22 protein-coding genes and 1 tRNA gene are annotated in these 24539 nt (G+C 63.9%); 13 read left to right on the forward strand and 10 right to left on the reverse strand.

The window, feature by feature from the left end; genetic code table 11:
• Window positions 1-32 precede the first annotated feature (32 nt).
• The 3 genes from VNC39_RS02420 (at window position 33) to VNC39_RS02430 (ending at window position 3910) form a co-directional block, all read left to right on the forward strand.
• Window positions 33-539, forward strand: coding sequence for a phasin family protein (locus VNC39_RS02420; RefSeq protein ID WP_325395801.1), 507 nt, complete (start codon window positions 33-35; stop codon window positions 537-539).
• A 211-nt stretch (window positions 540-750) separates the two neighbouring features.
• Window positions 751-2925, forward strand: coding sequence for an excinuclease ABC subunit UvrB (gene uvrB, locus VNC39_RS02425; RefSeq protein ID WP_325395803.1), 2175 nt, complete (start codon window positions 751-753; stop codon window positions 2923-2925).
• A 202-nt stretch (window positions 2926-3127) separates the two neighbouring features.
• Window positions 3128-3910, forward strand: coding sequence for an EipB family protein (locus VNC39_RS02430; RefSeq protein ID WP_325395805.1), 783 nt, complete (start codon window positions 3128-3130; stop codon window positions 3908-3910).
• Window positions 3911-4051: 141 nt separating this feature from the next.
• Here the strand turns inward: VNC39_RS02430 and ppa are convergent, their stop codons facing one another.
• Window positions 4052-4576, reverse strand: a complete 525-nt coding sequence (ppa, locus tag VNC39_RS02435; protein WP_325395807.1) for an inorganic diphosphatase — start codon at window positions 4574-4576, stop codon at window positions 4052-4054.
• A gap of 133 nt (window positions 4577-4709) precedes the next feature.
• Here ppa and VNC39_RS02440 point away from each other — a divergent pair.
• The 4 genes from VNC39_RS02440 to VNC39_RS02455 all read left to right on the forward strand — a co-directional run bounded on the left by VNC39_RS02440 (window position 4710) and on the right by VNC39_RS02455 (window position 7638).
• Window positions 4710-4782: transfer RNA gene (locus VNC39_RS02440), tRNA-Ile, on the forward strand.
• Window positions 4783-4864: 82 nt separating this feature from the next.
• Entirely contained in the window at window positions 4865-6544 is a 1680-nt protein-coding gene (ettA, locus tag VNC39_RS02445; protein WP_325395809.1) for an energy-dependent translational throttle protein EttA, read from the forward strand.
• 218 nt (window positions 6545-6762) lie between these two features.
• The gene (locus tag VNC39_RS02450; RefSeq protein WP_325395810.1) at window positions 6763-7287 is read left to right on the forward strand and encodes a GNAT family N-acetyltransferase; all 525 of its coding nucleotides are present in this window, start codon (window positions 6763-6765) and stop codon (window positions 7285-7287) included.
• A 63-nt stretch (window positions 7288-7350) separates the two neighbouring features.
• A complete protein-coding gene (locus VNC39_RS02455; RefSeq protein WP_325395812.1) occupies window positions 7351-7638 on the forward strand; it encodes a hypothetical protein in 288 nt (95 codons plus the stop codon).
• A 195-nt stretch (window positions 7639-7833) separates the two neighbouring features.
• Here VNC39_RS02455 and VNC39_RS02460 read toward each other — a convergent pair whose 3' ends face one another.
• A complete protein-coding gene (locus tag VNC39_RS02460) occupies window positions 7834-8154 on the reverse strand; it encodes a hypothetical protein (protein WP_325395814.1) in 321 nt (106 codons plus the stop codon).
• A gap of 56 nt (window positions 8155-8210) precedes the next feature.
• Between VNC39_RS02460 and metH the strand changes: the two genes are divergently transcribed.
• A complete protein-coding gene (metH, locus tag VNC39_RS02465; RefSeq protein WP_325395816.1) occupies window positions 8211-11696 on the forward strand; it encodes a methionine synthase in 3486 nt (1161 codons plus the stop codon).
• Between the two features lie 179 nt (window positions 11697-11875).
• Window positions 11876-12847, forward strand: a complete 972-nt coding sequence (glk, locus tag VNC39_RS02470; RefSeq protein ID WP_325395819.1) for a glucokinase — start codon at window positions 11876-11878, stop codon at window positions 12845-12847.
• 153 nt (window positions 12848-13000) lie between these two features.
• On the opposite strand, the gene pstA is transcribed toward glk, so the two are convergent.
• The 8 genes from pstA to gpmI all read right to left on the reverse strand — a co-directional run bounded on the left by pstA (window position 13001) and on the right by gpmI (window position 21634).
• Window positions 13001-13888, reverse strand: coding sequence for a phosphate ABC transporter permease PstA (gene pstA, locus VNC39_RS02475; RefSeq protein ID WP_325395821.1), 888 nt, complete (start codon window positions 13886-13888; stop codon window positions 13001-13003).
• Window positions 13866-14792, reverse strand: a complete 927-nt coding sequence (gene pstC, locus VNC39_RS02480; protein ID WP_325395823.1) for a phosphate ABC transporter permease subunit PstC — start codon at window positions 14790-14792, stop codon at window positions 13866-13868. Before pstC ends, pstA begins: the two co-directional genes overlap by 23 nt.
• A gap of 59 nt (window positions 14793-14851) precedes the next feature.
• Window positions 14852-15928 (reverse strand): phosphate ABC transporter substrate-binding protein PstS, encoded by a 1077-nt coding sequence (gene pstS, locus VNC39_RS02485; protein WP_325395825.1) that lies wholly within the window; start codon window positions 15926-15928, stop codon window positions 14852-14854.
• A gap of 300 nt (window positions 15929-16228) precedes the next feature.
• Window positions 16229-16888, reverse strand: coding sequence for a dienelactone hydrolase family protein (locus VNC39_RS02490; protein ID WP_325395827.1), 660 nt, complete (start codon window positions 16886-16888; stop codon window positions 16229-16231).
• A gap of 39 nt (window positions 16889-16927) precedes the next feature.
• Entirely contained in the window at window positions 16928-17407 is a 480-nt protein-coding gene (locus VNC39_RS02495) for an RNA pyrophosphohydrolase (protein WP_325395829.1), read from the reverse strand.
• A 101-nt stretch (window positions 17408-17508) separates the two neighbouring features.
• Complete coding sequence (locus VNC39_RS02500) at window positions 17509-18885, reverse strand: S41 family peptidase (RefSeq protein ID WP_325395831.1); 1377 nt, start codon at window positions 18883-18885, stop codon at window positions 17509-17511.
• A gap of 128 nt (window positions 18886-19013) precedes the next feature.
• Window positions 19014-20123, reverse strand: coding sequence for a murein hydrolase activator EnvC family protein (locus VNC39_RS02505; protein ID WP_325395832.1), 1110 nt, complete (start codon window positions 20121-20123; stop codon window positions 19014-19016).
• Window positions 20120-21634 (reverse strand): 2,3-bisphosphoglycerate-independent phosphoglycerate mutase, encoded by a 1515-nt coding sequence (gene gpmI, locus VNC39_RS02510; RefSeq protein WP_325395834.1) that lies wholly within the window; start codon window positions 21632-21634, stop codon window positions 20120-20122. Before gpmI ends, VNC39_RS02505 begins: the two co-directional genes overlap by 4 nt.
• 474 nt (window positions 21635-22108) lie before the next feature.
• Here gpmI and VNC39_RS02515 point away from each other — a divergent pair, with 474 nt between their 5' ends.
• The 4 genes from VNC39_RS02515 to VNC39_RS02530 all read left to right on the forward strand — a co-directional run bounded on the left by VNC39_RS02515 (window position 22109) and on the right by VNC39_RS02530 (window position 24522).
• A complete protein-coding gene (locus tag VNC39_RS02515) occupies window positions 22109-22480 on the forward strand; it encodes a response regulator (RefSeq protein ID WP_325395836.1) in 372 nt (123 codons plus the stop codon).
• A 36-nt stretch (window positions 22481-22516) separates the two neighbouring features.
• Window positions 22517-23731 carry a FliM/FliN family flagellar motor switch protein gene (locus VNC39_RS02520; RefSeq protein WP_325395838.1) on the forward strand — a complete coding sequence of 405 codons (1215 nt, stop codon included), beginning with the start codon at window positions 22517-22519 and terminating at the stop codon, window positions 23729-23731.
• Window positions 23732-23860: 129 nt separating this feature from the next.
• Window positions 23861-24160, forward strand: coding sequence for an STAS domain-containing protein (locus VNC39_RS02525; protein WP_325395840.1), 300 nt, complete (start codon window positions 23861-23863; stop codon window positions 24158-24160).
• Window positions 24157-24522, forward strand: a complete 366-nt coding sequence (locus tag VNC39_RS02530) for a response regulator (RefSeq protein WP_325395842.1) — start codon at window positions 24157-24159, stop codon at window positions 24520-24522. Before VNC39_RS02525 ends, VNC39_RS02530 begins: the two co-directional genes overlap by 4 nt.
• Window positions 24523-24539: the final 17 nt, after the last annotated feature.

Raw genomic sequence — 24539 nt, forward strand, 5'->3', positions numbered from 1 at the left:
GGCCGATTTCGGCTGACACGGGGGAAACGATCATGGCTGACAAAATGACAAGTCAAAAGCCGGACGCGGAAACCACTTCCGCGGCCCGCAAAACCGCCTTCGAAGCGTCCGCGGCGGGGCAGGGGGCGGCACCGATGCAGGATTTCGATTTCAAGAAAATGTTCGACGAAATGAAGTTGCCACAGATGCCGGATGTCGAAGCCGTTTTGGGCGCGCATCGGCGTAATCTCGAGGCGCTGTCGGAGGCCAATCGCCTGGCGCTGGAAGGCGCGCAAACGGTGGCACGCCGGCATATGGAGATCATGCAGGCCACGATGTCGGGCCTGACGCAAACCTTGCGGGAGATCGCCGCCACCGACACACCGAATGAGCGCGCCGCCAAGCATGCCGAATTGCTGAAGCAGGCTTACGAGAACGCGGTGTGCAACACGCGCGAACTCGGCGACCTGATCCAGAAATCGCACGCCGAGGCGATGGAGAAGCTCAACCGGCGGTTCTCCGAGGCGATGACCGAGATGCAAAGCGCGCTTAAGAAATAGGGTAGGAAAGCAGCCGCTTTTTTGAAAAAAAGCGGCGCAAAAAACTTTTATTTACGCTGGGCCGCGGGCTGCGTCGCTGACACAGCCCATGGCCCAGAATTAACAAATTTTTTTTGCTACTTTTTGTTCACAAAAAGTAGCGCTTTCTATCGCTTGCCTGCTGTGTCCTAGCCCTTCTTTCATTTCCGGCCCGGCGGCGCATATTAAGCGCATGTCCACCGCTTTGCTGCGCACCGCGCCCGTCACCTTCATCCCTGAAAAGCCGGAGGCGCGCGCGCCACGGAAACCGTTGCGCGTCGTTTCGGATTACGCGCCGGCCGGCGACCAGCCGGAGGCGATCAAGCAGCTTCTGGCGGGGATCGGGGCGCAGGAGCGCGACCAGGTGCTGCTCGGCGTCACCGGCTCGGGCAAGACCTTCACCATGGCCAAGGTGATCGAGGGCTGCCAGCGCCCGACCCTGGTGCTGGCGCCGAACAAGACGCTGGCGGCGCAGCTTTATGCCGAGATGAAGGCCTTTTTCCCCGATAACGCCGTGGAATATTTCGTCTCGTATTACGACTACTTCCAGCCGGAAGCTTATGTGCCGCGCTCGGACACGTATATCGAGAAGGATTCCGCGATCAACGAGACGATCGACCGGATGCGCCATGCCGCCACTCAGGCGTTGCTGGAGCGCTCCGATGTCATCATCGTCGCCTCGGTCTCCTGCATTTACGGCATCGGCTCGGTCGAGACCTATTCGAAAATGGTCGTGCGGCTGGAAACCGGCGGGCAGATCGACCGAGACACGCTGGCCAAGGCGCTGGTGGATTTGCAGTACCGCCGCAACGACATCGCCTTCGCCCGCGGCTCGTTCCGGCTGCGCGGGGAGGTGGTGGATATCTTCCCCAGCCAGTACGAGGACCGCGCCTGGCGGGTGACGCTGTTCGGCGATGAGATCGAGAAAATCTCCGAATTCGATCCCCTGACCGGCGAGCAGACCGCCGTGCTGGAGAGCATCAGCATCTACGCCAACAGCCATTATGTGACGCCTCGGCCCACTTTGACCCAGGCCATCGGGCGCATCAAACTGGAGCTGAAGCAGCGGCTGGACGAGTTGACCGCCGAGGGCAAGCTGCTGGAGGCCGAACGGCTGGGGCAACGTACCGCGTTCGATATCGAAATGATGGAGACGACGGGCGCCTGCAAAGGCATCGAGAACTATTCCCGCTATCTGTCCGGCCGCAATGCGGGCGAGCCGCCGCCGACCTTGTTCGAGTATTTGCCGGCCAATGCGCTGCTGGTGGTTGATGAATCGCATGTGACCGTGCCGCAGATCGGCGGCATGTTCAAAGGCGACTACGCGCGCAAATCCATCCTCGCCGAATTCGGCTTCCGCCTGCCGAGCTGCATCGACAACCGGCCGCTGAAATTCGAGGAATGGGACACGTACCGCCCGCAAACCGTGTTCGTGTCCGCGACACCCGGCCCGTGGGAGTTGGAGCGGACCGGGGGCAGTTTCGCCGAACAGATCATCCGGCCGACCGGGTTGATCGATCCGGTCACGGAAATCCGCCCGGTGGAGCACCAGGTGGACGATCTGCTGGGCGAATGCCGCAACGTCATCGCCAAAGGCGGGCGCGTGCTGGTGACGACGCTGACCAAGCGCATGGCCGAGGACCTGACCGAGTATTTGACCGAGCAGGGCATCCGCGTGCGCTATCTGCATTCCGACGTGGACACGCTGGAGCGGATCGAAATCATCCGCGACCTGCGCCTGGGCGCCTATGACGTGCTGGTCGGCATCAACCTGCTCCGTGAGGGGCTCGATATTCCCGAATGCATGCTGGTCGCCATTCTCGACGCGGATAAAGAAGGCTTCCTGCGCTCCGTGACATCGCTGATCCAGACCATCGGCCGCGCCGCCCGCAATGTGGACGGGCGGGTGATCCTCTACGCCGACGTGATGACGCGCAGCCTGCAACAGGCGCTGGAGGAGACCGCGCGGCGCCGCGCCAAGCAGACCGCCTGGAACGTGGAGCACGGCATCACCCCGCAGAGCGTGCGCAAGCATATCGGCGAGGTGATCCACTCGGTGTTCGAGCAGGATTACGTGACCGTGGCGCCGGTGAAGGATGCCGAAATCGACGAATTCGTCGGCAAGGACCTGCAAACCACCATCGCGACGCTGGAGACACGGATGCGCAACGCCGCGGCGGATCTGGAATTCGAGGAGGCGGCGCGGTTGCGCGACGAGATCAAGCGGTTGGAAGCGCTCTCCCTCGGCCTCGCGCCGCCGCCGCCGGCGCCGCACCGGCCCAAGGAACGCGGCCCGGTGCCGCTGGGGCCGGGCGGCGGGGGGTACGATCCGGCCCTGCGCAAGGGGCGGGGACGGAAGAAAGGGTAAGGGGAGGTAAGAAAGGACTACTTTTTGTGAACAAAAAGTAGCAAAAAAACTTTATTATGCTGGGTCAAGGGCGTTGGCGCCGACACAGCCCATGGCCCAGCATAAAGAAAGTTTTTGCGCCGCTTTTTTCAAAAAGCGGCTACTTTCTTCTCTTTTTCCTATGGGGTTTGACCTGCTTTGCAGAGGCGGCATTATGGCCCGTATGAAATCCGTTTTTTTATTCCTGGCGGCCATGGCGATGCCCGGCGCCGCCTGCGCCGCCGGCCTGACCGGCCAGAATGCGGTTTACGATCTCACGCTGTCGAAAGTCCGCACCCATGACGTGACCGGCGCGGTCGGGCAGATGACCTTCGACATCGTCGATGGCTGCTCCGGCTGGGCGACCACGCAGCATCTGACGCTGCTGGTGCGCAATGTCGACGGCTCGCTGAACAAATCGGTGACCGATTACATCACCTGGGAAGCCAAGGACGGCAAGAATTTCACGTTCAGCCTGCGGGAACGCGACAATGACGGCAAGGAGCAGGTCGACGATGCCGGCGCTGCCGTGCACACCGGCGACAACGATGCCGGCATTGTCACCTACACCACGCCGGCGAATACGCGCATGGCGCTGCCGCCGGGCACGCTGTTCCCGATGCAGCATACCGCGGCGCTGCTGGCCGCCGGGCGCGAAGGCAAGAAATTCATCGCACCGCCTTTGTTCGACGGCACCTCGGCCGATGGCGCGCAATCCACGTTCGTCGCCATTCTCGGCCATCAAGGGCCGATGCCGGACCGCTTCGCGGCCCTCAGCGACCTGCCGAGCTCGAATGTCGACATCGCCTTCTACCCGCGCAAGCCGGGCGACCAGAACCCGGATTTCCGCACGCAAATGCGCTATTTCGAGGATGGGGTGGCGACCAATCTGGTGCTGGATTTCGGCGACTTCGTGATGACCGGCAAGTTGGCACATCTCACGATCCCGCCCACGCCCTGCAAGTAGCAGGAGGAAAGAAAGCGCTACTTTTTGTGAACAAAAAGTAGTTTTTTGTCAGTTTGGGCCCGTGCCGTTTCAACGCCACAGGCCCAGAGTAACAAAAGTTTTTGCGCCGCTTTTTTTAAAAGCGGCTGCTTTCCTTACTTCTTACTTTTTAGCGCGCGCCAGGCTGTCGGCGATCGCCTTTTCGGCGGCGGCGCGGTCGGCCCAGCCGGTGATCTTCACCCATTTGCCTTTTTCGAGATCCTTGTAGTGCTCGAAGAAATGCTTGATGGCGTCGCGGGTGATGGCGGGGAGCTGTGCGACCTCGGTGATGTCGCTGTACTGCGGATGCACCTTGTCGTGCGGCACGCAGACGATCTTTTCGTCCTGGCCGGCTTCGTCTTCCATTTGCAGCAGGCCGATGGGACGGGCGCGGATCACCGCGCCCGGGGTCACGGCGGCCGGGATCAGCACCAGCGCGTCGGCCGGGTCGCCGTCATCGGCCAGCGTGCCGGGAATGAAGCCGTAGGCGGCGGGGTAGCTCATCGGCGTGAACAGCACGCGGTCCACGACCAGGGCGCCGCTGTCCTTGTCGATCTCGTATTTGACACCCGATCCCGCCGGGATCTCGACCACGATGTTGATGTCGTGCGGCACGTCCTTGCCGGGGGAAAGCTTGCTCACATCCATGATAGGGGGCTCCCTGTTGCGTTCCCGCGCCCTATACTCCGCCTGTCCGCGGCTTGCCAGCATGGGGTGGTGCCTTGACGGTATCGCCTGGCTTGTTGATAGGTTCGCGCAGGGCGCGGCGAGCGCGCCATGCGCGCCGGTAGCTCAACGGTTAGAGCGGACCGCTCATAACGGTTTGGTTGCGGGTTCGATTCCTGCCCGGCGCATACCGCTCGCGGCGCGGCCCCCGTTGCTGCTCGCGGGCGCCGCCCTTATACCCGGCTCAACTGTCGCAGAAAGCAAAAGATCATGGCCGCTTATCAATATGTTTATGTGATGAAGGACCTCACCAAGGCCTATCCGGGTGGGCGCGAGGTTTTCAAGGGCATCACCCTGTCGTTCCTGCCGGGCGTGAAGATCGGCGTGCTTGGCGTGAACGGCGCCGGTAAGTCGACGCTGCTGAAGATCATGGCCGGCATCGAGAAGGAATATGGCGGCGAGGCATGGGCGGCTGAGGGTGCGCGCGTGGGCTATCTGCCGCAGGAGCCGCATCTCGACCCGACCAAGAACGTGGGTGAGAACGTTGCCGAGGCGTTCAAGGATCTGCGCGTGGCGATCGCCCGCTTCAACGCCATTTCCGAGGAATTCGCCCAGCCGATGGACGACGACAAGATGAACGACCTGCTGGCCGAACAGGCCAAGCTGCAGGAGATCATCGACGCCCAGGACGGTTGGGACCTGGACCGGCAGATCGAGATCGCGCTCGACGCGCTGCGCTGCCCGCCGGCCGATGCCGCGGTTGGCCCGCTCTCCGGCGGCGAGCGCCGCCGCGTGGCGCTCTGCCGCCTGTTGCTGGAAAAGCCCGATCTGCTGCTGCTCGACGAGCCGACCAACCATCTCGACGCGGAGTCCGTGGCCTGGCTGGAACGCACGCTTCAGAAATATACCGGCACCGTGATCCTGGTGACCCACGACCGTTACTTCCTGGACAATGTGACCAACTGGATCCTGGAAATCGAGCGCGGCCGCGGTTACCCGTATGAGGGCAATTACTCCGCTTGGCTGGAGCAGAAGCGCAAGCGCCTGGCCCAGGAAGAGAAGGAAGAGTCCGCCCGCCAGCGCGCTCTGGCCGAGGAGCAGGACTGGATCGCCTCGTCGCCGAAGGCGCGCCAGACGAAGAGCCGCGCGCGCATTCAGCGCTACGAGGAAATGCTGCAGAAATCCCAGGAGCTGGCGACCGGCGTGGCGGAAATCGTCATCCCGCCGGGCCCGCGCCTGGGCGGCACTGTCATCGAGGCGGCCGAACTGTCCAAGGGGTTCGGCGACCGCGAGCTGATCGACAAACTCAACTTCAAGCTGCCGCCGGGCGGCATCGTCGGCGTGATCGGCCCGAACGGCGCCGGCAAGTCCACCTTGTTCAAAATGATCACCGGGGTGGAAAAGCCGGATTCCGGCGCGCTGAAGATCGGCGAGACGGTCAAGCTCGGCTATGTCGACCAGTCGCGCGATTCGCTGGATGACAGCAAGAATGTCTGGGAGGAAATCTCCGGCGGCACCGATGTGATTCATCTCGGCAAGCGCACCGTCGCCTCGCGTGCTTATGTCGGCGCGTTCAACTTCAAGGGCGCTGACCAGCAGAAGAAGGTCGGCGTGCTCTCCGGTGGTGAGCGCAACCGCGTGCACCTGGCGAAGATGCTGAAATCCGAAGCGAACGTGATCCTGCTCGACGAACCGACCAACGATCTCGACGTCGACACGCTGCGCGCCCTGGAAGAGGCGCTGATGGAATTCCCCGGCTGCGCCGTGATCATCTCCCACGATCGCTGGTTCCTCGACCGGCTGGCGACGCATATCCTCGCGTTCGAGGGCGATTCCCATGTCGAATGGTTCGAAGGCAACTTCCAGGCTTACGAGGAAGACAAGCGCCGCCGCCTCGGCCTGGACGCCGCCGAGCCGCACCGCATCAAGTACCGCCCGCTGACGCGGTAAGTGCGGCACGCGCGCCGGAAGGCCCAAGGGGGCTCCGCCCCCCTGGAACCCCCGCCAAGGGCCGAGCCCTTGGAACTCATGATTCAGGCTTTGAACGGGGATGCCCTCCTGGCGTTGGAGAGGCTTTGGGGCATCCCCGTTCAAAGCCTGGGCGGATTCCAAAGGCTCTGCCTTTGGCAGGGGGCCCAGGGGGACAGCGTCCCCCTGGGTCTTTCGGCATGATCGGGCTTTCGCCTTGGAACCTGACCACGGCGCGGTTGCGGATGACGCCGGTGGGGTATCGGGACCTGCCGGATCTGACGGCTTTGAAGGGCGATCCGCGGGCTTATGCCTTGATGCTGGGCGGGGTGCGTGGCCCCGTGCAGGTGGCCGAGGAGCTGGCGCAGGAGATTCGCGACTGGGGTGCGCATGGCTATGGCATGTGGGCCGTGCGGGCGCTGCGCGGACGGTTTCTTGGGGTCACGGGGCTGATGGCGCGGGCGGATGGGCGCGGCGTGGCGCTGCGGTTTGCGTTCTGGCCGGAGGCGCGCGGGGTTGGCCTGGCGCGTGAGGCAGCCGGCGCGGCGCTGAATTATGCGCACGACTCGGCGGGGCTGGCACGGGTGGTGGCGGTGGCGCGCGAGGACAATTTTGCCTCCCGTACGGTGTTGGGTTCGATCGGCATGGCGGAGGTCGAACGGTTTACCAGGGACGGCGTCTTACTCCTTGTTTATCAATCTATTCGACGGCATGCGGGCGGGTGAAACCTCTTTCATGACCGACATTATGTATTGCGTCGCCCCTGGTTTCGGGTCAAAAAATAGTTTGTGACACGGGATCAGCACAAGGCAATCATCGCTTTCATCAGTGCCATTACCGGCGGTGAACAGCCGCCGATGGATGTTGAAGCGGATGCGATTATCAGGGCGTTGTTTGTGCGCAACCCGGACGCTGCATATCGCGTGACGATGTTGGCGATGTCGCTGGTGGCAAGCGCGGAGACGCAGCGTCCTCCGGATCTGCCACGGCATAAAGGCTGGTTTTCCACTTTGTTCGACAAGCGCTCCGGTGAATCCCAGGGGCCGAACGACCGCCGGGAACCGGTGGTTTCCTGACAACAACCAGTTAGATGTTATGGCTTGAAATCGAAGCCTGCCGGGATTTGATTTCAAGCCATAAAATTTTTGGCGGCGCTGGCCGTTAAGATAGGCTTAAACTTTGTTAATCTTGGCCGCGCAGCTTTCACCGCAGCAGGCCCAAGCTGACAAAAAGTTTTTGCGCCGCTTTTTTCAAAAAAGCGGCCGCTTCCTTTATCCGAGTTGAAACCGTGCGGTGGCCATCACGTCGCCGGCCAGGGCTTCGCGCACCGCCGCCTCGCCCCGCGGTGAGGCCAGCACTACCACCCGTTTGAAAAACGGCGCTGCGCCCGTGGCGCGGGCGCGGAAGAGCTCGCCGAGCGCGGCGGAAGCGGGACTGCGGAAGGTGCAGCAGGCGCAGCCGAAGCTGTGGCTCGGCTGGGCGGGCGGAGAAAAGCGCACCGCATAGCCTTCCGGCGGCATCGCCTGCCCCTCTTCCACAAGCACCGCATCCTCGGCGCGCGGCGGGATCGCGAAGAAAATCGGTATACGCATGTCTGAGACTTGAAGCATTCTCTAGACATGGGGTTATAGCCGTGTATCTGACAAGGATGTCCAGACCACATCTTCTTGACGCCCTGTCCCGCAATGTTCTGCTCTGTGACGGCGGGATGGGATCCCGCGTGCAGGCGCTCACCCTCGATATCGAGAAAGATTACTGGGACAAGGAAAACTGCACCGAGGTGCTGAACCTGTCCCGGCCGGATCTCGTGCGGGAAATCCATCGCGGCTATTACGAGGCCGGGGCGGACATGGTGCAGACCAACAGCTTCGGCGGTTCGCCGATCACGCTGGGGGAATTCGACCTGCAGGACCGGGCCTTTGAGATCAACAAGATCGCCGGGGAGCTGGCGCGCGAGGCGGCGGAGACGTTTTCCGACGGCCGCACGCGTTATGTCCTGGGCTCGATCGGGCCGGGGACGAAGCTGCCGAGCCTGGGCAATATCGCCTACGACCCGCTGGAAGAGGCGCTGTTCGTGCAGTCCCAGGGGCTGATTGCCGGCGGGGTGGATGCGATCCTGATCGAGACCTGCCAGGACACGCTGCAGATCAAGGCGGCCGTGAATGGCGCCAAACGCGCCCGGGCGCAGGCCGGCCGCGACCTGCCGATTTTCGTGCAGGTTACCGTGGAGACCACGGGCACGTTGCTGGTGGGGCCGGACATCGCCACCGCCGCCACCGTGATCAACGCGCTGGACGTGCCTCTGATGGGCCTCAACTGCGCCACCGGCCCGCAGGAAATGGCCGAGCATGTGCGCTGGCTCAGCCAGAACTGGCCCGGCCTGATTTCCGTGCAGCCCAATGCCGGCCTACCGGAGCTGGTGGACGGCGCGACCCATTATCCGCTCGGCGGCGCGGAAATGGCGAGCTGGGTGGAGCGTTTCGTCGTTGAGGACGGCGTGAACCTGATCGGCGGCTGCTGCGGCACCTCGACCCCCCACACGTCCGCGCTCGATGCGATGCTGAAGAAGCTCGGCAACCCGCGCCCGACCCCGGTGCCGCGCAAGTCGGTCTGGGTCCCGTCGGTGGCCAGCCTGTACAGCGCGACGCCGCTGCGGCAGGAGAACAGCTATTTCTCCATCGGCGAACGCTGCAACGCCAACGGCTCGAAAAAATGGCGCGAGCTGCAGGAAGCGGGCGACTGGGATGGCTGCGTGGCCATGGGCCGCGAGCAGGTGGCGGAAGCCTCTAACGCGCTCGATATCTGCACCGCCTTCGTCGGCCGCGATGAGATGGCCGAGATGAACGAGGTGATCACCCGTTTCACCTCCTCCGTGAACGCGCCCCTGGTGATCGATTCCACGGAAACCCCGGTGATCGAGGCGGCGCTGAAACGCCATGGCGGCAAGCCGATCATCAACTCGATTAATTTCGAGGATGGCGAGGGGCATGCGCATGACCGCCTGAAGCTCGCGAAAAAATTCGGCGCCGCCGTGATCGCGCTGACCATCGATGAGATCGGCATGGCCAAGGAGCCGGCGGACAAATTGCGCATCGCGCGCCGGCTGGTGGAGTTTGCCTGCAGCAAATACGGCCTGCCGCAATCGGATCTGCTCATCGACCCGCTGACCTTCACCATCGCCACCGGCAATGAGGACGACCGCAAGCTCGGCCTGTGGACGCTGGAGGGCATCCGCATGATCCGGGAGGAATTCCCGGACATCCAGATCATCCTCGGCCTGTCCAACATCTCCTTCGGTCTCAACCCGGCGGCGCGCGCGGTGCTGAACTCGGTGTTCCTCGACCATGCGGTGAAAGCCGGCATGACCGGGGCGATCGTGCATGTGTCGAAAATCCGGCCGCTGCACATGATCGATCCGGCGGAAGTGAAGGTCTGCGAGGACCTGATCTATGACCGCCGCTCGGAAGGCTATGATCCGCTGCAAAAGCTCCTGGAACTGTTCGCCGACCGCAAGGCGGCGGACGCGACCAAGAAGAAGCGCGCCGACACCGCCGAGGGGCGGCTCAAGGACCGCATCGTCGACGGCGACCGCAAGGGGCTGACCGAGGATCTCGACGAGGCGCTGAAAACCAATAAACCGCTCGACATCATCAATAACATTTTGCTCGACGGCATGAAGGTGGTGGGCGAGCTGTTCGGCGCCGGCAAGATGCAGCTGCCCTTCGTGCTGCAATCGGCGGAGACGATGAAGGCGGCGGTCGCCTATCTCGAGCCGATGATGGAGCGGGTCGAGGGCGAGGAGCGCGGCATCATCGTGCTCGCCACGGTGAAGGGCGACGTGCACGATATCGGCAAGAACCTGGTCGACATCATCCTCACCAATAACGGCTACAAGGTGGTCAATCTCGGCATCAAGGTGCCGCTCGCGGACATGGTGGCGGCGGCGCAACAGCATCGCGCGCATGCCATCGGCATGTCCGGCCTGCTGGTGAAATCCACTGTGGTGATGCGGGAAAATCTCGAAGAGATGTCGCGCCAGGGGCTGGAGATTCCGGTGCTGCTGGGCGGCGCCGCGCTCACCCGCAACTATGTGGAGGATGATTGCGTCGCCTCCTACGCCTCCGGCCACGTCGCCTATGCGCGCGACGCGTTCGACGGGCTGCATCTGATGGACAAGGTTGCCGGCGGCGAGTTGGAAAATTACCTGGCCGCGATCCAGTCCAAGCGGAAGGGCAAGGCGCGCAACACCAAGCGCAAGCTCGGCCAGGCGGATGAAAAGGCGTTCGCGCCGGTGGACGTGAACGCCGCCCAGGCGCGCCGCCGCCGCCTCACGCAGAATGAGCCGGTGATCACGCCGCCTTTCTGGGGGAGCCGGATCATCGAGGCGGCGCCGAAAGCCATCGTGCCGTTCATCAACGAACGCTCGCTGTTCCAGTTCCAATGGGGCTTCCGCAAGCAGGGCAAGTCGCTGGAGGAGTTCCTCGGCTGGGCGCGGCAGGAGTTGCGGCCGGTTATGAAGCGCATGCTCGATCTGTGCGAGGCCGAGCAGATCCTCAAGCCGCAGGCAGCCTATGGCTATTGGAAGGCCGCGGGGCAGGGCAACGATTTGATCCTGTTCGCCGAGGACGGCAACACCGAAGTCGCCCGCTTCTCGCTGCCGCGCCAGCCCAAGGAAGACGGCGAATGCATCGCCGATTTCTTCCGCGATGTGGACGATTCCGAGCGGGACGTGATCGGCTTGCAGGTCGTGACCGTCGGCAGCCGTGCCTCGGACGTGGCCCGGGAATGGTTCGAATCCAACCGCTACCAGGATTATCTCTATCTGCACGGCATCTCCGTGGAGATGGCCGAGGCGCTGGCGGAATACACGCATAAGCGCATCCGCGCCGAACTCGGCTTCGCCGCCGAAGATGACCGTGACATCGAGAAGATGCTGCAGCAATCCTATCGCGGCTCGCGCTACTCCTTCGGCTACCCGGCCTGCCCGAAAATCGAGGACCAGGACCAGTTGCTGAAGCTGCTGGGGGCCGAACGCATCGGCGTGTCGCTCTCCGATGAGTCGCAACTGCACCCGGAGCAATCGACCAGCGCCATCGTGGTGCTGAATTCGAAGGCGAAGTATTTTTCAGTGTAAGGGTAAGGCAAGGCCAGGGCTCCGCCCTGGACCCGCTGGGGCCGGGAGGTCCCAGACCCCGATAAATTTATGCATGGGATAAACAATTTGGGGTCTGGGGCCTTTCGGCCCCAGTGGGGTTCCAAGGGGCAAAGCCCCTTGGCCCTGGCCTTTGCCTCATAATTCCCTAAACTCTTCCCATGACCCACGCCCAGGAAATCGTCGTCGGTGACATCGGCGGCACGCATGCGCGTTACGCGCTGGCCGAAATCTCCGGCCGGCATGTGGTCAGGTTAAGCGAACCGGCCACCTTGCTGACCCGCGATCATGTCAGCCTGGCGGCGAGCTGGGCGGCGTTTGGCCGCATGCTCGGGCGTGAGTTGCCGCGGGCGGCGGCGCTGGCGGTGGCGAGCCCGGTCACGGGGCAGGTGCTGAAGCTGACCAACAATCCCTGGGTGATTTGTCCGGGCACGTTGAAGCAGGAGCTGGGCGTCGACGCGGTGACGCTGGTGAATGATTTCGGCGCGGTGGGTCATGCTCTGGCGGCGCTGAAACCCGCGGATTTTTCGCATCTGGCAGGGCCGGATCGGGACCTGCCCGCCGATGGCGTGATTACCGTGATCGGCCCCGGCACCGGGCTGGGCGTGGCGCAGGTGCTGCGCCGGGGGTGGCAGGCGCACGTGATCGAGTGCGAGGGCGGCCATATCGATTTCGCGCCGCTGGATGCTCTGGAGGATACGATCCTCGCCCGGCTGCGGCAGCGTTTCACGCGCGTTTCGGCGGAGCGGATCGTCTCCGGGCCGGGCTTGCTGAATCTCTACGAAACGCTGGCGGCGATCAAGGGGCAGCCGGTGGCGGTGCGGGACGACAAAACGCTGTGGGTGCTGGCGGCAAGCGGGGAGGATCGCCTCGCCACGACAGCGCTGCAGCGTTTCTGCTTGAGCCTGGGCGCGGTGGCGGGAGACCTGGCGCTGGCGCAGGGGGCGAGCGCCGTGGTGGTGGCCGGCGGCATCGTGCCGCGCATCGCCGCCCGGCTGCCTGAGTCGGGCTTCGCGCAGCGCTTTGTCGCCAAGGGGCGGTTCGAGACCATGATGGCGGCGATGCCGATCAAGCTGATCACGCATCCCTATCCTGGCCTGCTCGGCGCGGCCGCGGCCTTCGTGGCAGAGTAGGAGAAAGTGGCCGCTTTTTGAAAAAAGCGGCGCAAAAACTTTTGGTTGCTCTGGGCCGATGGCGGCGAAACCAGCACGGCCCAAAGTAAACAAAGTTTTTTTGCTACTTTTTGTTCACAAAAAGTAGCGCTTCCTTATCTTCTGCTGGCCTGTCTAAACGACGCGCGTGCTGCGGCGCACCGTCAGGCGGACGCCGATATTGATCGCCAGCACCACCATCATGACCAGGAAAGCCGCGGCGAAGGCGAGGGCGTGCGATTGCGCGTTCGGCTGATCGATGAAGGTCCAGATCACGTAGGTGAGGTAGCCGACCGGCTCGTTAGTGAACCGGCCGTTCCACAGGAAGTTCGACCAGCCGGCGGTGTAGATCAGCGGCGCGGTTTCGCCCACCGAGATCGCCAGGGCCAGCAGCGCGCCGGTCATGACCCCGGTGGCGGCGCCCGGCAGGATCACCCGGAACACCACCGTGGGCTCGGTGGCGCCGAGGGCGAAGGCCGCCTCGCGCATGGAAACCGGCACCTGGCGCAGGGCCAGCTCGGTGATGCGGGCGAGATACGGCACGATCAGAATGGCCAAGGTGATGGCGGCGGCGATCAGCGAGAAACCCCAGCCGAGCGAGGTGACGAAGACGATGTAGGAGAAATAGCCGAGCACGATGGAGGGCGTGCCGGTCAGAACATCGGACAGGAAGCGGATGACCCCGCCGACGCGGTTGCTGCCATATTCGGAGAGATAGATTCCGGCGCCGATGCCGACGGGCACGGCGATCAGCATGCCGAACAGCGAGATGATGAAGGTGCCCTCGATGGCGTTGAGCAAGCCGCCGGTGACCCCGTTGGACGTTGAGGTGAATAATTTGATGGAAAAGGCTGCAAGACCGCGATAGGCGACCACGCCGACGATATCGAGCAGCGGTCCGATGACGCAGAGCAACGCGAGGCCGCAGGCGACCCAGCCGATGCGGCTGACGATGGTCCGCCGCAGTTCCTGCAGCGAGCGGGCAGGGCGGGCAGTCAATTTAAGCCTGGCGCTTGCGGACATTGAGCGCTCCGGAGGTGAGGAGTTTGGCGCCGGCATTCATCGCCAGCGTGATGACGAACAGCACGAGCGCGATCTCCGCCAGCGAGCGGACCGCCATATTGGTCGGGTCGGATTCGGCGCTGTCGAGCTGGGTCAGGATGAACGAGGCGATCGTGGAGATGGGGCTGAAAAGGCTGGTCGGCATGATGTTGAGCGCGCCGCCGGCAACCATCGCGACCGCCAATGTCTCGCCCAGCGCGCGGCCGAGGGCCAGCACGATGCCGCCGATCAACGTGGTGCGGACCATCGGCATCATCGCCTTGGTCACGACCTCGAAATGGGTGGCGCCGAGGCCGAAGGCGGATTCGCGGTTTTCCTTGGGAACCTGCAGGAGGGCGTCGAGCAGGGTGGTGGCGATGATCGGGGTGATCATCAGCGCCAGGACGATGCTGGCGGTGAGCAAGCCATAGCCGTTGCCGCTGGGGCTGACATAATGGCCGATCAGCGGAATGAGCACGGCGATGCCCCAGAGACCGAACACCACCGAGGGGACGACCGCGACCAGCTCCACCAGAAGCGAGAGGACGGGACGGATATGATGCGGCACGGCTTCCGCGAGGAAAATGGCGGCGCCGACCGAAAGCGGCACGGCGATGAGAATGGCAATGAACGAAGAGAGCAGCGTGCCGGTGACGAAAACCAGAATGCCGTAATCGGCGCCGTTCGGCACCGTGAAGCCGCGGACACTCACCGGGTCGCCATAGAGATCGCCCAGGTTCCAGGTGATTCCCGTCACGAAGCCCAGTCCGTTGAAGCCGATGGCCGGCGCCGAGTAGATCAACAGAAATAAAATCACCGCGCATAGCGCGGCGGGGATCAGCAGGCTTAGACTGAGAAGGGAGAGACGGAAGGGCCGGAATTTCATGGGGCACCCGTTACATGAAACCCTCCCGGTTTGCACCGGGAGGGGCAGCCAAAAAGCCTTTACTTGATCTTCGCGATCTGGGTCTGCGAGAGAGTCTGGATCGCGGCCGGCAGCGGCAGGAAGTGGACCTGGTCCAGGAACTGCGACGCATTGCCGTCGGTCACCGCCCAGTTCAGGAAGGTGCGCAGGGAGGCGGCGGTGGCCGCGTCCGCCTGCTTGGCGTTGATGATCGCATATTCGTAGTTGGCGATCGGGTAGGCGTTGGCGCCTTTCGCGAAGATCATGCTGATGCGCTCATCCGGCGGGGTGATGGTCACCACGGAAGAGGCAGCGGCGCCCACGGTGGCGGGGTTCGGCAGCACGTACGCGCCCAAGGCGTTCTTCAGCGCGGCAACGCCCAGACCGGCCTTTGCGGCGGGAGCGGCATAGCTCACGCCGATATAGGCGATCGAGTATGGGTTGGCGGCGGCGGCGGAGACCATGCCGGAATTGCCGTTCGCGCCAATGCCGCCGGCAACCGCCGGCCAGGACACGGTGGTGCCGTAATGCACGCTATGCGCCCAGGAGGGGGTGGAATCGGACAGATACTGGGTGAAAATGAAGGTGTCGCCCGAACCGTCGACGCGGTGGACGGGGATGATCACGTGCGCCGGCAGATTGACGCCCGGGTTGGCGGCGCGGATCGCGCGGTCATTCCACATGGTGATCTTGCCGGAATAGATGCCGGCGAGGATCGGACCGGAAAGGTTGATGTGGGTGTTGGCCAGGCCCGGCAGGTTGTAGTTGATCGCCTGCGCCGAAATCGCCAGCGGGATGTTCAGCATGTTCGGGTTATGCTGAACCAAGGCGTCGGACATATACGCGTCGGACGCGCCGATCTGCACCAGGTTCTTGATCGACTGCGCGATGCCCGCGCCTGAGCCGGTCGAGGTCGTGGTGATCTGGACGTCGGGGTGAGCAGCGGTGAACGCAGGGACCCAGAGGTTGAACAGCGGGTAAAGCAGGCTGGACCCGGTTTCGACCAGGGTGCTCGCAGCATGCGCGGCGCCGGCGGTTGCGACAGTGGCGGCGAGAGCCAGAGCGGCAACACCAGAGCGCAAAGCGGTCGAGCGGCTGAGCAGGTTAGAAAGTTTCACGTTCGCGTTCCTTTTATTAAGAGTCCCTTGAGTGGGTGTTCCTGTCGACTTACGAGGGGGATCCCCCTGCCGGGACCGCAATAATCAATGGATGTGACAAAGGCGACATCTGTTTGATTGCGTTTGTATGACATTTTGTAATGCGTTGAGGAATCGAACGGAAAAAAGATCAAATCTCGTTGTTCGACATGATGGCGAGGCATGCGGCATACCGCCGGCTTTGGCGGCGGTCGCTAAAATGGGGCCCGTGACGCCGAAACGCCGCGGGCCCCATTTTTCAAAAAAGAAGCCTTACCTTCTTTAGCGCAGATGCTCGGCGAAGAAAGCGAGGCTGCGCAGCTCAGCGAGTTCGCAATCCTTGGCGCTGTAGCTTGCCCGCGCCTCGCAGCCGAAACCGTGCTGGGCGCCGGGATAGGTGAAGATCTCCACGCCCGGCTGCGCCTGGCGGATGGCGTCCACATCGGCCATCGGGATGCCGGTGTCGGCCTCGCCGAAATGCAGCTGCACCGGGCAATGGGGGCGCAGCGTCTTTTCAGCGGCGATACCGCCGCCATACCAGCCGATTGCGGCCTTGAAGCGCTCGGTTTTCGTGGCGCCGAGCCAGGCAATGGTGCCGCCCCAGCAATAGCCGATGATGCCGACCGGGCGATTGCCCAAGGCGGTGACGACCGCCTCGATGTCCTGCATCACCGCACTTTCGGGAATTTTTGCGCGCAGTTCCAGCCCCTTGTCGCGGTCAGCGGGGCCATAGCCCAGTTCCACGCCGCGTTCGACGCGGTCAAACAGCGCCGGACAAAGAACATGGTAGCCGTAACTCGCGAGGCGTTCCGAGACCAGGCGCATATGCGGGTTCACGCCGAAGATCTCCTGCACGACCACGAGCGCGCGGGGCGCGTTGACGGTACCGGCTTCGAAACTCTGGAATTCATGCCCGTCGGCAGCGGTCAATTTCAGCATCATAAGGTCCAATCTTGAATGGGTGATCGTCAAATGCGCAGGTCAGAAGCGTGTGTAAGGCGCGAAATCCTGCGCCAGCCTCTCGTAAATCGGACGTTTGAAGGCGACCGCAAGCCCCGGCAGCGCGGCGAGTTCGACCCATTTCCAGGCGTCGAATTCCGGGTGGGCATGCGCATCGAGCCGGATCTCGGCGTCGGCGCCCAGGAAGCGCAGGGCGAACCATTTCTGCCGCTGGCCCCGATAGCGACCGCGGAACGCCTTGCCGATCAGTTCCGGGGGAAGGTCATATTGCAGCCAGTCAGGATGCTCGGCGAGGATATTCGCATGGGCGGTGCCGATCTCTTCCTCGAGCTCGCGGAACAAAGCCGCGCGCGGGTCCTCGCCTTCATCGATCCCGCCTTGCGGCAATTGCCAGGCGGCGTCGGCGAGGCCGGCGCGGCGCGCCACCAGCACCCTTCCGCCGGCGCCGAACAGAACGGCGCCGACATTGAGACGATAGGGAAGGTTGGAATGATCAGTCATAATCATCAGTCAGGGGGCGGTCTGTGTGGCGAAAGAGAAAGCGCGGCTCAACGGCGCTGCGTGCCGGATCGAACCGCGCCGGGACGGCCTCCCGGCCGGCGTCAATTCGTCGATGCCGTGGCCGTGTGCGCGGGGCCCATCGCGTCCACCAGCTTGAGCGCCATCTGCAGCTGGAAGTCGGTGGACGGGTTGGCGGCGTCGAAGGTTGGCCAGCCCACGGGCGGCTTGTCGGGGATGGTCTTGGCGATGGCGGGCAGCGGCGGCGCCGGCGGCAGCGGCGTGGCGGTCTGCCCGGTCGGGTTGGCGAAGGCGTGCAGCAGGTCGGTTTCGCGCAATTGCGCGAACGTGTCCTCCGGCGTGCGGGAGTCGGAGACGATGATGTTCGGGGTCACGCCATAATCCTGGATCGACCGGCCCGAGGGGGTGAAATACAGCGCCGTGGTCAGGCGCAGCGCGCCGGCATTCTCGATCGGGATGATCGTCTGCACCGAGCCCTTGCCGAAGGTCTTGGTGCCGAGCACCAGGGCGCGGTGGTTCTGCTGCAAGGCCGCGGTGACGATCTCCGCTGCCGAGGCGGTGCCGGCATTGGTGAGCACGACCATCGGGATGCCATGGGTCATGTCGTTGTCTTGCGCGTACCAGACCTGGTCATCCTGCGCGTGCCTTCCGTGGGTGGAAACGATCTCGCCGCTATTGAGGAAATCGTCGCTGACGGCGACAGCCTGGTCGAGCAGGCCGCCGGGATTGTCGCGCAGGTCGAGGATGTAGCCGCGGATATGGCCATGCGCCTGTGACGCCAGCGAGGTTACCGCCGTGCGGATATGTGCCGAGGCGTCTTCGTCGAAACTACCGAGGCGGATATAGCCCACCGCGCCGGCCGGTGTGGTGAACAGCCGGTCTTTCACGTCCTGAATTTTGATGATTTCGCGGGTGAGGGTGACATGCACCGGCGTATTGACGCCGCTACGCTTGATCGTCAGCGTCACCTGCGTGCCGGGCGCGCCGCGCATCTGGGTCACTGCATTGTCCAGGTTCAGGCCCTCGGTGGAACGGCCGTTGATCTCGACGATGATGTCGCCGGGCTTGATGCCGGCCCGCGAGCCCGGCGTGTCATCGATCGGGGTGATGACCTTCAGCAGTCCGGACGTTTCGGTGACTTCCAGGCCAAGGCCGCCGAACTGGCCGGAAGTCTGCACCTGCATGTCCGCATATTGCTGCGCGTTCATGTAGCTGGAATGCGGGTCGAGGCCGGACAGCATGCCATTGACGGCGTTGTAGATCAGCTTGTCAGACGGCGGATCGATGACGTAATTTTCTTTCACCAAGGTGAGGATGTCGCCGAAGAGCGAGAGCTGCTGGTAGGTGCTGTCATTGGCCGCCTGCTGGCCCATGGCCCGCTGCAAAGGCTGCGCCATCGTGCCCATCGCCAGGCCGGCGAGAAACACACCACCCAGCATCAAACTGTTCCGCAACCGCATGCTCTTTAATCCTTACCTGATCCCCGACCGCTTCCGTCGCCCGGCGGGGCGATGGCCGTCATCAGTTATTAGATAGTATAGCCGGTCATTTATCCAGAGCCGCATGCGGCAGGGCCCGACTCCGGCGGTTAAAAATGCGCGTGTGCGAGCCAGGGGGCGGGATCGACCGGCGTGCCGTTCCGCCGCAATTCGACATACAGGATCGGTTGCCGGGCCGGGGCGGCGGGATCATAGCCCTGCATCTCGCCGACCGGCTGGCCGTGGGCGACATGCTCGCCGGTGGCGACGTCGAGCGTCGCCATGCCGGCCAGCACGATGTTGGTGCCGCCGCCGCAGCCGGTAATGACGACATGGCCATAGGCCGGAAACGCGCCGGCATACAGCACGCTGCCGGCGCAGGGGGCGGCGACCCGGGCGCCGGGGGCCGCGCCATAACTGATGCCTTGGGCCGGGCCGGCCGCCGTGGCCGCACCATAAGCCTGCAAAACCTGCCCGGCCACCGGCGCGCCGGTGGCCGGCGCCTGTGCCGGGGGGATAGACGTTGCATGCAGCGCCGCCGCCCTGGCCGCCGCGGCGTTGGCGGCGATGCGGTCGAGGGTGCGCTGCACCTCGCGGCTGGCGCTGTCTTCCCGCGCTTCGATGTCGGCTTCGGCCATTTCCGTGGATCGGGCGGCGGCGATCTGGGCCGAGAGCTGCGCTTCGGCGCTCTGCTGCGTGGCGACCGCCTGGGTCAACTGCGCCTGGGCGGCGCGAGTTTGGTCCGCCAGGGCGGTCAGCCGCGCGGTTTCGGTCTTCACCGTCGCCGCCGCGGTCTCGATCTGCGCGGCGATGCCCTGAATGACCGCGATGGCCCGAATCGTGTCCACCGGGGGTTGCGGGACGGCGAGCATGGCGGCGGCGGGCTGTGCGCTCAGCCGCTGCATGACCGGCAACAGCCGGCCGAGCTCGGCCTGCGCGAGGGTCAGGCGCTGTGCCGCCGCCTCCTGCTGGGCGTTCAGGCTGGCGAGCAGCTGCGTGTCGGCTTCGGTCTCTCCTTCGAGTTGCCGCAGGGCGGCAGTGGCGCGCACCTGCTGTTGCGCCAGGGCGGCGGCCCGGCCGGCTTCCGCCTGGGCCTGCTGCCGGGCCAACGCGGCGGCATGGCGGTGCGCGGCGAGTGCGGCCTGGGCCTCGCCTCTGGGGTCGGCCTGAGCCAGGGCCGGCAGCAAGGCGAGCAACAGTGCGGCGCGGCGGAGGGTCAAGCGATGAGGGAGCGGCCGGTCATTGCCGCCGGCTGGGCAATGCCCAGCAGGGCGAGCAGCGTGGGGGCGATGTCGGCCAGCGAACCGTCCCGAAGCCTGGTGCCGGCCGGCGCGCCGGCCAGCAGGACCGGCACCGGGTTGAGCGTGTGCGCGGTATGCGGCCGGCCGGTCTCCGGATCGCGCATCATTTCGCAATTGCCGTGATCGGCGGTCACCAGCAGGGTACCGCCTTGCGCCAGCGCGGCGTCGGCGATCGCGCCCAGCCCGGCATCGGCCGTCTCCACCGCTTTGATCGCCGCCGCCAGCACGCCGGTATGGCCGACCATGTCCGGGTTGGCGAAATTGAGGATGATCAGGTCAAATTTCTGAGTCTGGATCGCGGCGACGGCTTTGGCGGTGAGTTCCGGGGCGGACATTTCCGGCTGCAGATCGTAGGTCGCGACTTTGGGCGAGGGGACCATGATCCGCTCTTCGCCGTCGAACGGCGTTTCGCGCCCGCCATTCAGAAAATAAGTGACGTGCGGGTATTTTTCCGTCTCCGCCATGCGCAGCTGCCTCAGGCCACGCGCCGCGACCACGCCGCCGAGCAGGTCGTTCATCGGCACCGGGGCGAACAAGGTCTGCATCAGCGGGGCCAGCTCGTCGCTGTAGGCGGTCATGCCCAGGGCGGCGCAAAGTTGCGGGCGGGCGCGGGCAAACCCGGCGAAAGCGGGGTCGAGCAGGGCGGCGAGGATTTCCCGCACCCGGTCGGCGCGGAAATTCACGCACAGCACCGCGTCGCCGTCGCGCAAGCCGGCATAATCGCCGATCACCGCGGGCGGGATGAATTCGTCGGTCTTGCCGGCCGCATAACTGGCGGCGATCGCGGCCTCGGCGGTGGGGAAGCGATCGCCCGTGCCGGTCGCGATCAGCTCATAGGCCTGGCGCACCCGCTCCCAGCGCTTATCGCGGTCCATGGCATAATAGCGGCCGATGAGAGTCACGACCCGGCCGCGATCGCCGAGCTTGGCCTGAAACTCGCGCATAAAGCCGGCGCCGCCGTCAGGGGCGGTGTCGCGCCCGTCCATCCAGGCATGGACGGCGACCGGAATGCCGGCCGCATGAAGCAGCGCCGCCAGGGCGACGGCATGGTCGAGGTGCGCATGCACGCCGCCCGGCGAGATAAGGCCGAGCAGATGCGCGGTGCCGCCGGTCTTTTTCAGCCTGGCGATGAAATCCTGCAGCGCCGGGTTTTGCGCCAGCGAACCGTCCTCGATCGCCGCGTCGATGCGCGGCAGTTCCTGCATCACCACCCGGCCGGCGCCGATATTCAAATGGCCGACCTCGGAATTGCCCATTTGCCCCTGCGGCAGGCCGACCGCTTTGCCGCAGGTGGTCAGGAAGGCATGCGGCGCGCCGGACCAGAGGCGGTCGAAATTCGGCTTTTTCGCCAGGGCGACGGCATTGTCCTCGCGGCGCTCACTCCAGCCGAAACCGTCGAGAATGACGAGCATTACGGGCTTTGCGGGCATGTCTGGTCCTTCACTCCGGGCATTGAGTCGTGCCGGCAAATGTCGCCCCGGCGGAGGGCGCGTCAAGGGGTGGCGGGCGCGGCGAAGCTGGCGACGCCGCAGGACGGGACTATTACGAAGTTTATCTAACGTAGGGTTGCAAAAAGATATTGTAGCTTTTGCAATCTAAAGTTACTAAATTGGTAATGATGCGGCTGAATAGGTTTTAAGGTTGAATTTGCATTGGCATGCTCCTGAAGACCCCCACGGCCTATCCGGTTGCGGGGGAGGCTTCGATAAATTGGCGCCGGCGGCGGTGGAGCAGGTCATGCCGCGGCGCTCGCCTCGTGATGAGAGGCTCCCTGGCGGCGTGCCGCATGACGCGGCTTTCGTCTCGCCGGCGCGCGTGCGCGTGTTTGAGGCGCTGCACTTTGCGTCTGCAGCGGACGACATAGTATCATCTCAACGAATTAGCCGATCTGGGTGAGGGCATTGATGCCGACTATTCTTATTATCGACGATTCTGCGACCATGGTGATGAGCCTGGGGCAGATTCTGCAGACGGCGAATTACGAGATTTCCACTGCCAACAACGGCAAGGAAGGGCTGGACAGGATTACCGGTGGGCTTAAACCTGCCGTCATTCTTACTGACCTTAACATGCCGGAAATGGACGGGATCGACTTCATCAAAGCGGCTCGCAAATTGCCCGAGACGAAATTCACCCCGATCATCGTGCTGAGCGGTGAGGCTGACGGGCGGAAAAGGGACGAGGCGAAAGCTGTTGGTGCGTCAGGTTGGCTGACCAAGCCGCCGAAGCCCCCTCAACTGCTTTATGTCGTGAAGCAATTGCTGCCTGTGGCGTGAACGTGCCGGCGTTCAATATGACAATGGACGGTGCAAATGTTTGATGCGACCCAGGATGCCAAGCCGCTGGACCTGCTGGAGGCGGCCCGCACGCCGCAGGCCCGCTCGCAGTTGATGGAAAGCCTCTGCGAACTGATCATGCGGAAGGTCAGCTTCCTGACGTTCCAGAAACTGCGTTGCAAAACCACGATTTTGAGCTGCGTTAACGCCGTCGTGAGCCATGACGCCGCCCTGTCGTCTTTTCCTGACATCATGTTGGCAGGCATCGTCGACCTCAAGTCGCTGCACGCGCGCGCCATCGTCGCGGTGGAGGGCGACCTGATCGGCGCCGTGGTCGATGAGCTGTGCGGCGCCACCAGCACCGACATGTATGTCCGCGAAGAGCTCTCGGTGATGGAAGTGCGCTTCGGCAAGCAGATGATCGACATCACGATCGCGGCCATGTCCGAAGTGTTCGCCAATCTCGTCCAGCTCGATGGCGTGGTCGCGCAATACGAGACGTCGCGCGGTATGTTGTCGATCGACGAGGCGCAGGCCTGGATGATCTCCGCGACCGGCATTTTCGAATCCACCCTCGGTTTCGGCTCGGTCAAGCTGATCGTTCCCTACGCCGCGTTCGAATCGCTCGAAACCAAGATCAATTCGCGCGGCGCCCTGATCTCCGCCGGCGAGGCCGATTTCAAATGGGCGCGCGACCTTGACCATCTGGTGGATGAAACGCCGGTGGAGGTGCAGGTGGAAATCGCCCGGGCGCGCGTTTCGATCGGCCTGCTCGATGCGCTGAAAGAGGGAGACAAGCTGCCCTTTACCTTGCTCCCCGAGGCGATCGGCGTGGTCGACGGCGTTGACCTGTTCCGGGCCGAATACGGGCAGAGCGATGGGTATGTCTGCTGCCGGCTGCAAGCCTCCGTCCGCGACGGTGACGACGCCCAGCCGGCGCTCGCCGTGCCGGGCTCGGACAGCCGGGGGCGTGTTTCGCCTCTGGGGCGCCCCAAAGGCATCGTGCAGCGCATCGCCGTGGAGCTGACGGTGGAGCTGGGGCGGGTGCAGATGTCGGTGGCGAATCTCCGCCAGTTGCGGGAGGGGCAGGTGCTTGTGCTCGACCAGCCGGTCGAAGAGCCGCTCTGCATCTACGCCAACGGCCGCCGCTTCGCTTATGGCGAGGTCGCCGCGATCGGCAAGGACCAATACGGCATCAGGTTCCTGGCGCTGGCCGAAGACTTCAATCCCATGGAGGCGATTGCGGCGTGATGCGCACCTTCCTGTCATCGCTTCTGCCCGCGAGCCGCCTTGCCCGTGCGCAGCATCTCGCGGGCGCGGGTTCGGCATTCATGACATTCATTCCTTATTCTAACGGTTTCGTTGCGAAAGCCCAGACGCATGCAATCTAACGACGTCTCAGATACACTCACATTGCCCGTCAGTCTGGATCTGGCGGCGGCGACGTCCCTCAAGCAGGAGTTTCTCAGCCGGCGCGGGCGGAAAATCCATCTCGATGGCGCCAACGTGGCGCGCGCCGGGGTGCCATGCCTGCAAGTGCTGTTGGCAGCCCGTAGACTATGGGCTGATGATCAAATCGAATGGGTAAGCGGCAAATTTTCGGTCGAACTCGTTTCGGCGTTGAATGAACTAGGCATCGGTCTGGAAAGATTCGGTCTGGAAAAGGAACCAGCCAAATGACGACAACGGTTTTGACGGTTGACGATTCGCGCTCCATGCGAGACATGCTGCGGCACTCGCTCAGCGAGGCGGGCTACCGCGTGGTGCAGGCCGAAGATGGGGTGCACGGGCTGGAAGTGCTCGAAAATGAGACCCCGGACGTCATCGTAACGGACATCAACATGCCGCGCCTCGATGGCTTCGGGTTCATCGAGGCGGTCCGGAAGGATGCGAAACGGCGTGGCACGCCGGTGCTGGTTCTGACCACCGAGGTCGACGCGGAAAAGAAACTGCGCGCCAAGGATGCGGGCGCCACCGGCTGGATTGTGAAGCCGTTTGACCCGGTGAAGCTTGTTGCGGCGATCCGCCGCGTAACGGCCTGAGCGCAGGAGCGACAATC

This window comes from Acidocella sp. (genome assembly GCF_035535915.1).
Lineage (GTDB): Bacteria > Pseudomonadota > Alphaproteobacteria > Acetobacterales > Acetobacteraceae > Acidocella.

What these genes read in the sequence shown, in the direction of transcription:
- VNC39_RS02420 (WP_325395801.1), top strand. Translation starts at nt 33, where the DNA reads ATGGCTGACAAAATGACAAGTCAAAAGCCGGACGCGGAAACCACTTCC.
- uvrB (WP_325395803.1), top strand. Translation starts at nt 751, where the DNA reads ATGTCCACCGCTTTGCTGCGCACCGCGCCCGTCACCTTCATCCCTGAA.
- VNC39_RS02430 (WP_325395805.1), top strand. Translation starts at nt 3,128, where the DNA reads ATGAAATCCGTTTTTTTATTCCTGGCGGCCATGGCGATGCCCGGCGCC.
- ppa (WP_325395807.1), bottom strand. Translation starts at nt 4,576, where the DNA reads ATGGATGTGAGCAAGCTTTCCCCCGGCAAGGACGTGCCGCACGACATC.
- ettA (WP_325395809.1), top strand. Translation starts at nt 4,865, where the DNA reads ATGGCCGCTTATCAATATGTTTATGTGATGAAGGACCTCACCAAGGCC.
- VNC39_RS02450 (WP_325395810.1), top strand. Translation starts at nt 6,763, where the DNA reads ATGATCGGGCTTTCGCCTTGGAACCTGACCACGGCGCGGTTGCGGATG.
- VNC39_RS02460 (WP_325395814.1), bottom strand. Translation starts at nt 8,154, where the DNA reads ATGCGTATACCGATTTTCTTCGCGATCCCGCCGCGCGCCGAGGATGCG.
- metH (WP_325395816.1), top strand. Translation starts at nt 8,211, where the DNA reads ATGTCCAGACCACATCTTCTTGACGCCCTGTCCCGCAATGTTCTGCTC.
- glk (WP_325395819.1), top strand. Translation starts at nt 11,876, where the DNA reads ATGACCCACGCCCAGGAAATCGTCGTCGGTGACATCGGCGGCACGCAT.
- pstA (WP_325395821.1), bottom strand. Translation starts at nt 13,888, where the DNA reads ATGTCCGCAAGCGCCAGGCTTAAATTGACTGCCCGCCCTGCCCGCTCG.
- pstC (WP_325395823.1), bottom strand. Translation starts at nt 14,792, where the DNA reads ATGAAATTCCGGCCCTTCCGTCTCTCCCTTCTCAGTCTAAGCCTGCTG.
- VNC39_RS02490 (WP_325395827.1), bottom strand. Translation starts at nt 16,888, where the DNA reads ATGATGCTGAAATTGACCGCTGCCGACGGGCATGAATTCCAGAGTTTC.
- VNC39_RS02495 (WP_325395829.1), bottom strand. Translation starts at nt 17,407, where the DNA reads ATGACTGATCATTCCAACCTTCCCTATCGTCTCAATGTCGGCGCCGTT.
- VNC39_RS02500 (WP_325395831.1), bottom strand. Translation starts at nt 18,885, where the DNA reads ATGCGGTTGCGGAACAGTTTGATGCTGGGTGGTGTGTTTCTCGCCGGC.
- gpmI (WP_325395834.1), bottom strand. Translation starts at nt 21,634, where the DNA reads ATGCCCGCAAAGCCCGTAATGCTCGTCATTCTCGACGGTTTCGGCTGG.
- VNC39_RS02515 (WP_325395836.1), top strand. Translation starts at nt 22,109, where the DNA reads ATGCCGACTATTCTTATTATCGACGATTCTGCGACCATGGTGATGAGC.
- VNC39_RS02520 (WP_325395838.1), top strand. Translation starts at nt 22,517, where the DNA reads ATGTTTGATGCGACCCAGGATGCCAAGCCGCTGGACCTGCTGGAGGCG.
- VNC39_RS02525 (WP_325395840.1), top strand. Translation starts at nt 23,861, where the DNA reads ATGCAATCTAACGACGTCTCAGATACACTCACATTGCCCGTCAGTCTG.
- VNC39_RS02530 (WP_325395842.1), top strand. Translation starts at nt 24,157, where the DNA reads ATGACGACAACGGTTTTGACGGTTGACGATTCGCGCTCCATGCGAGAC.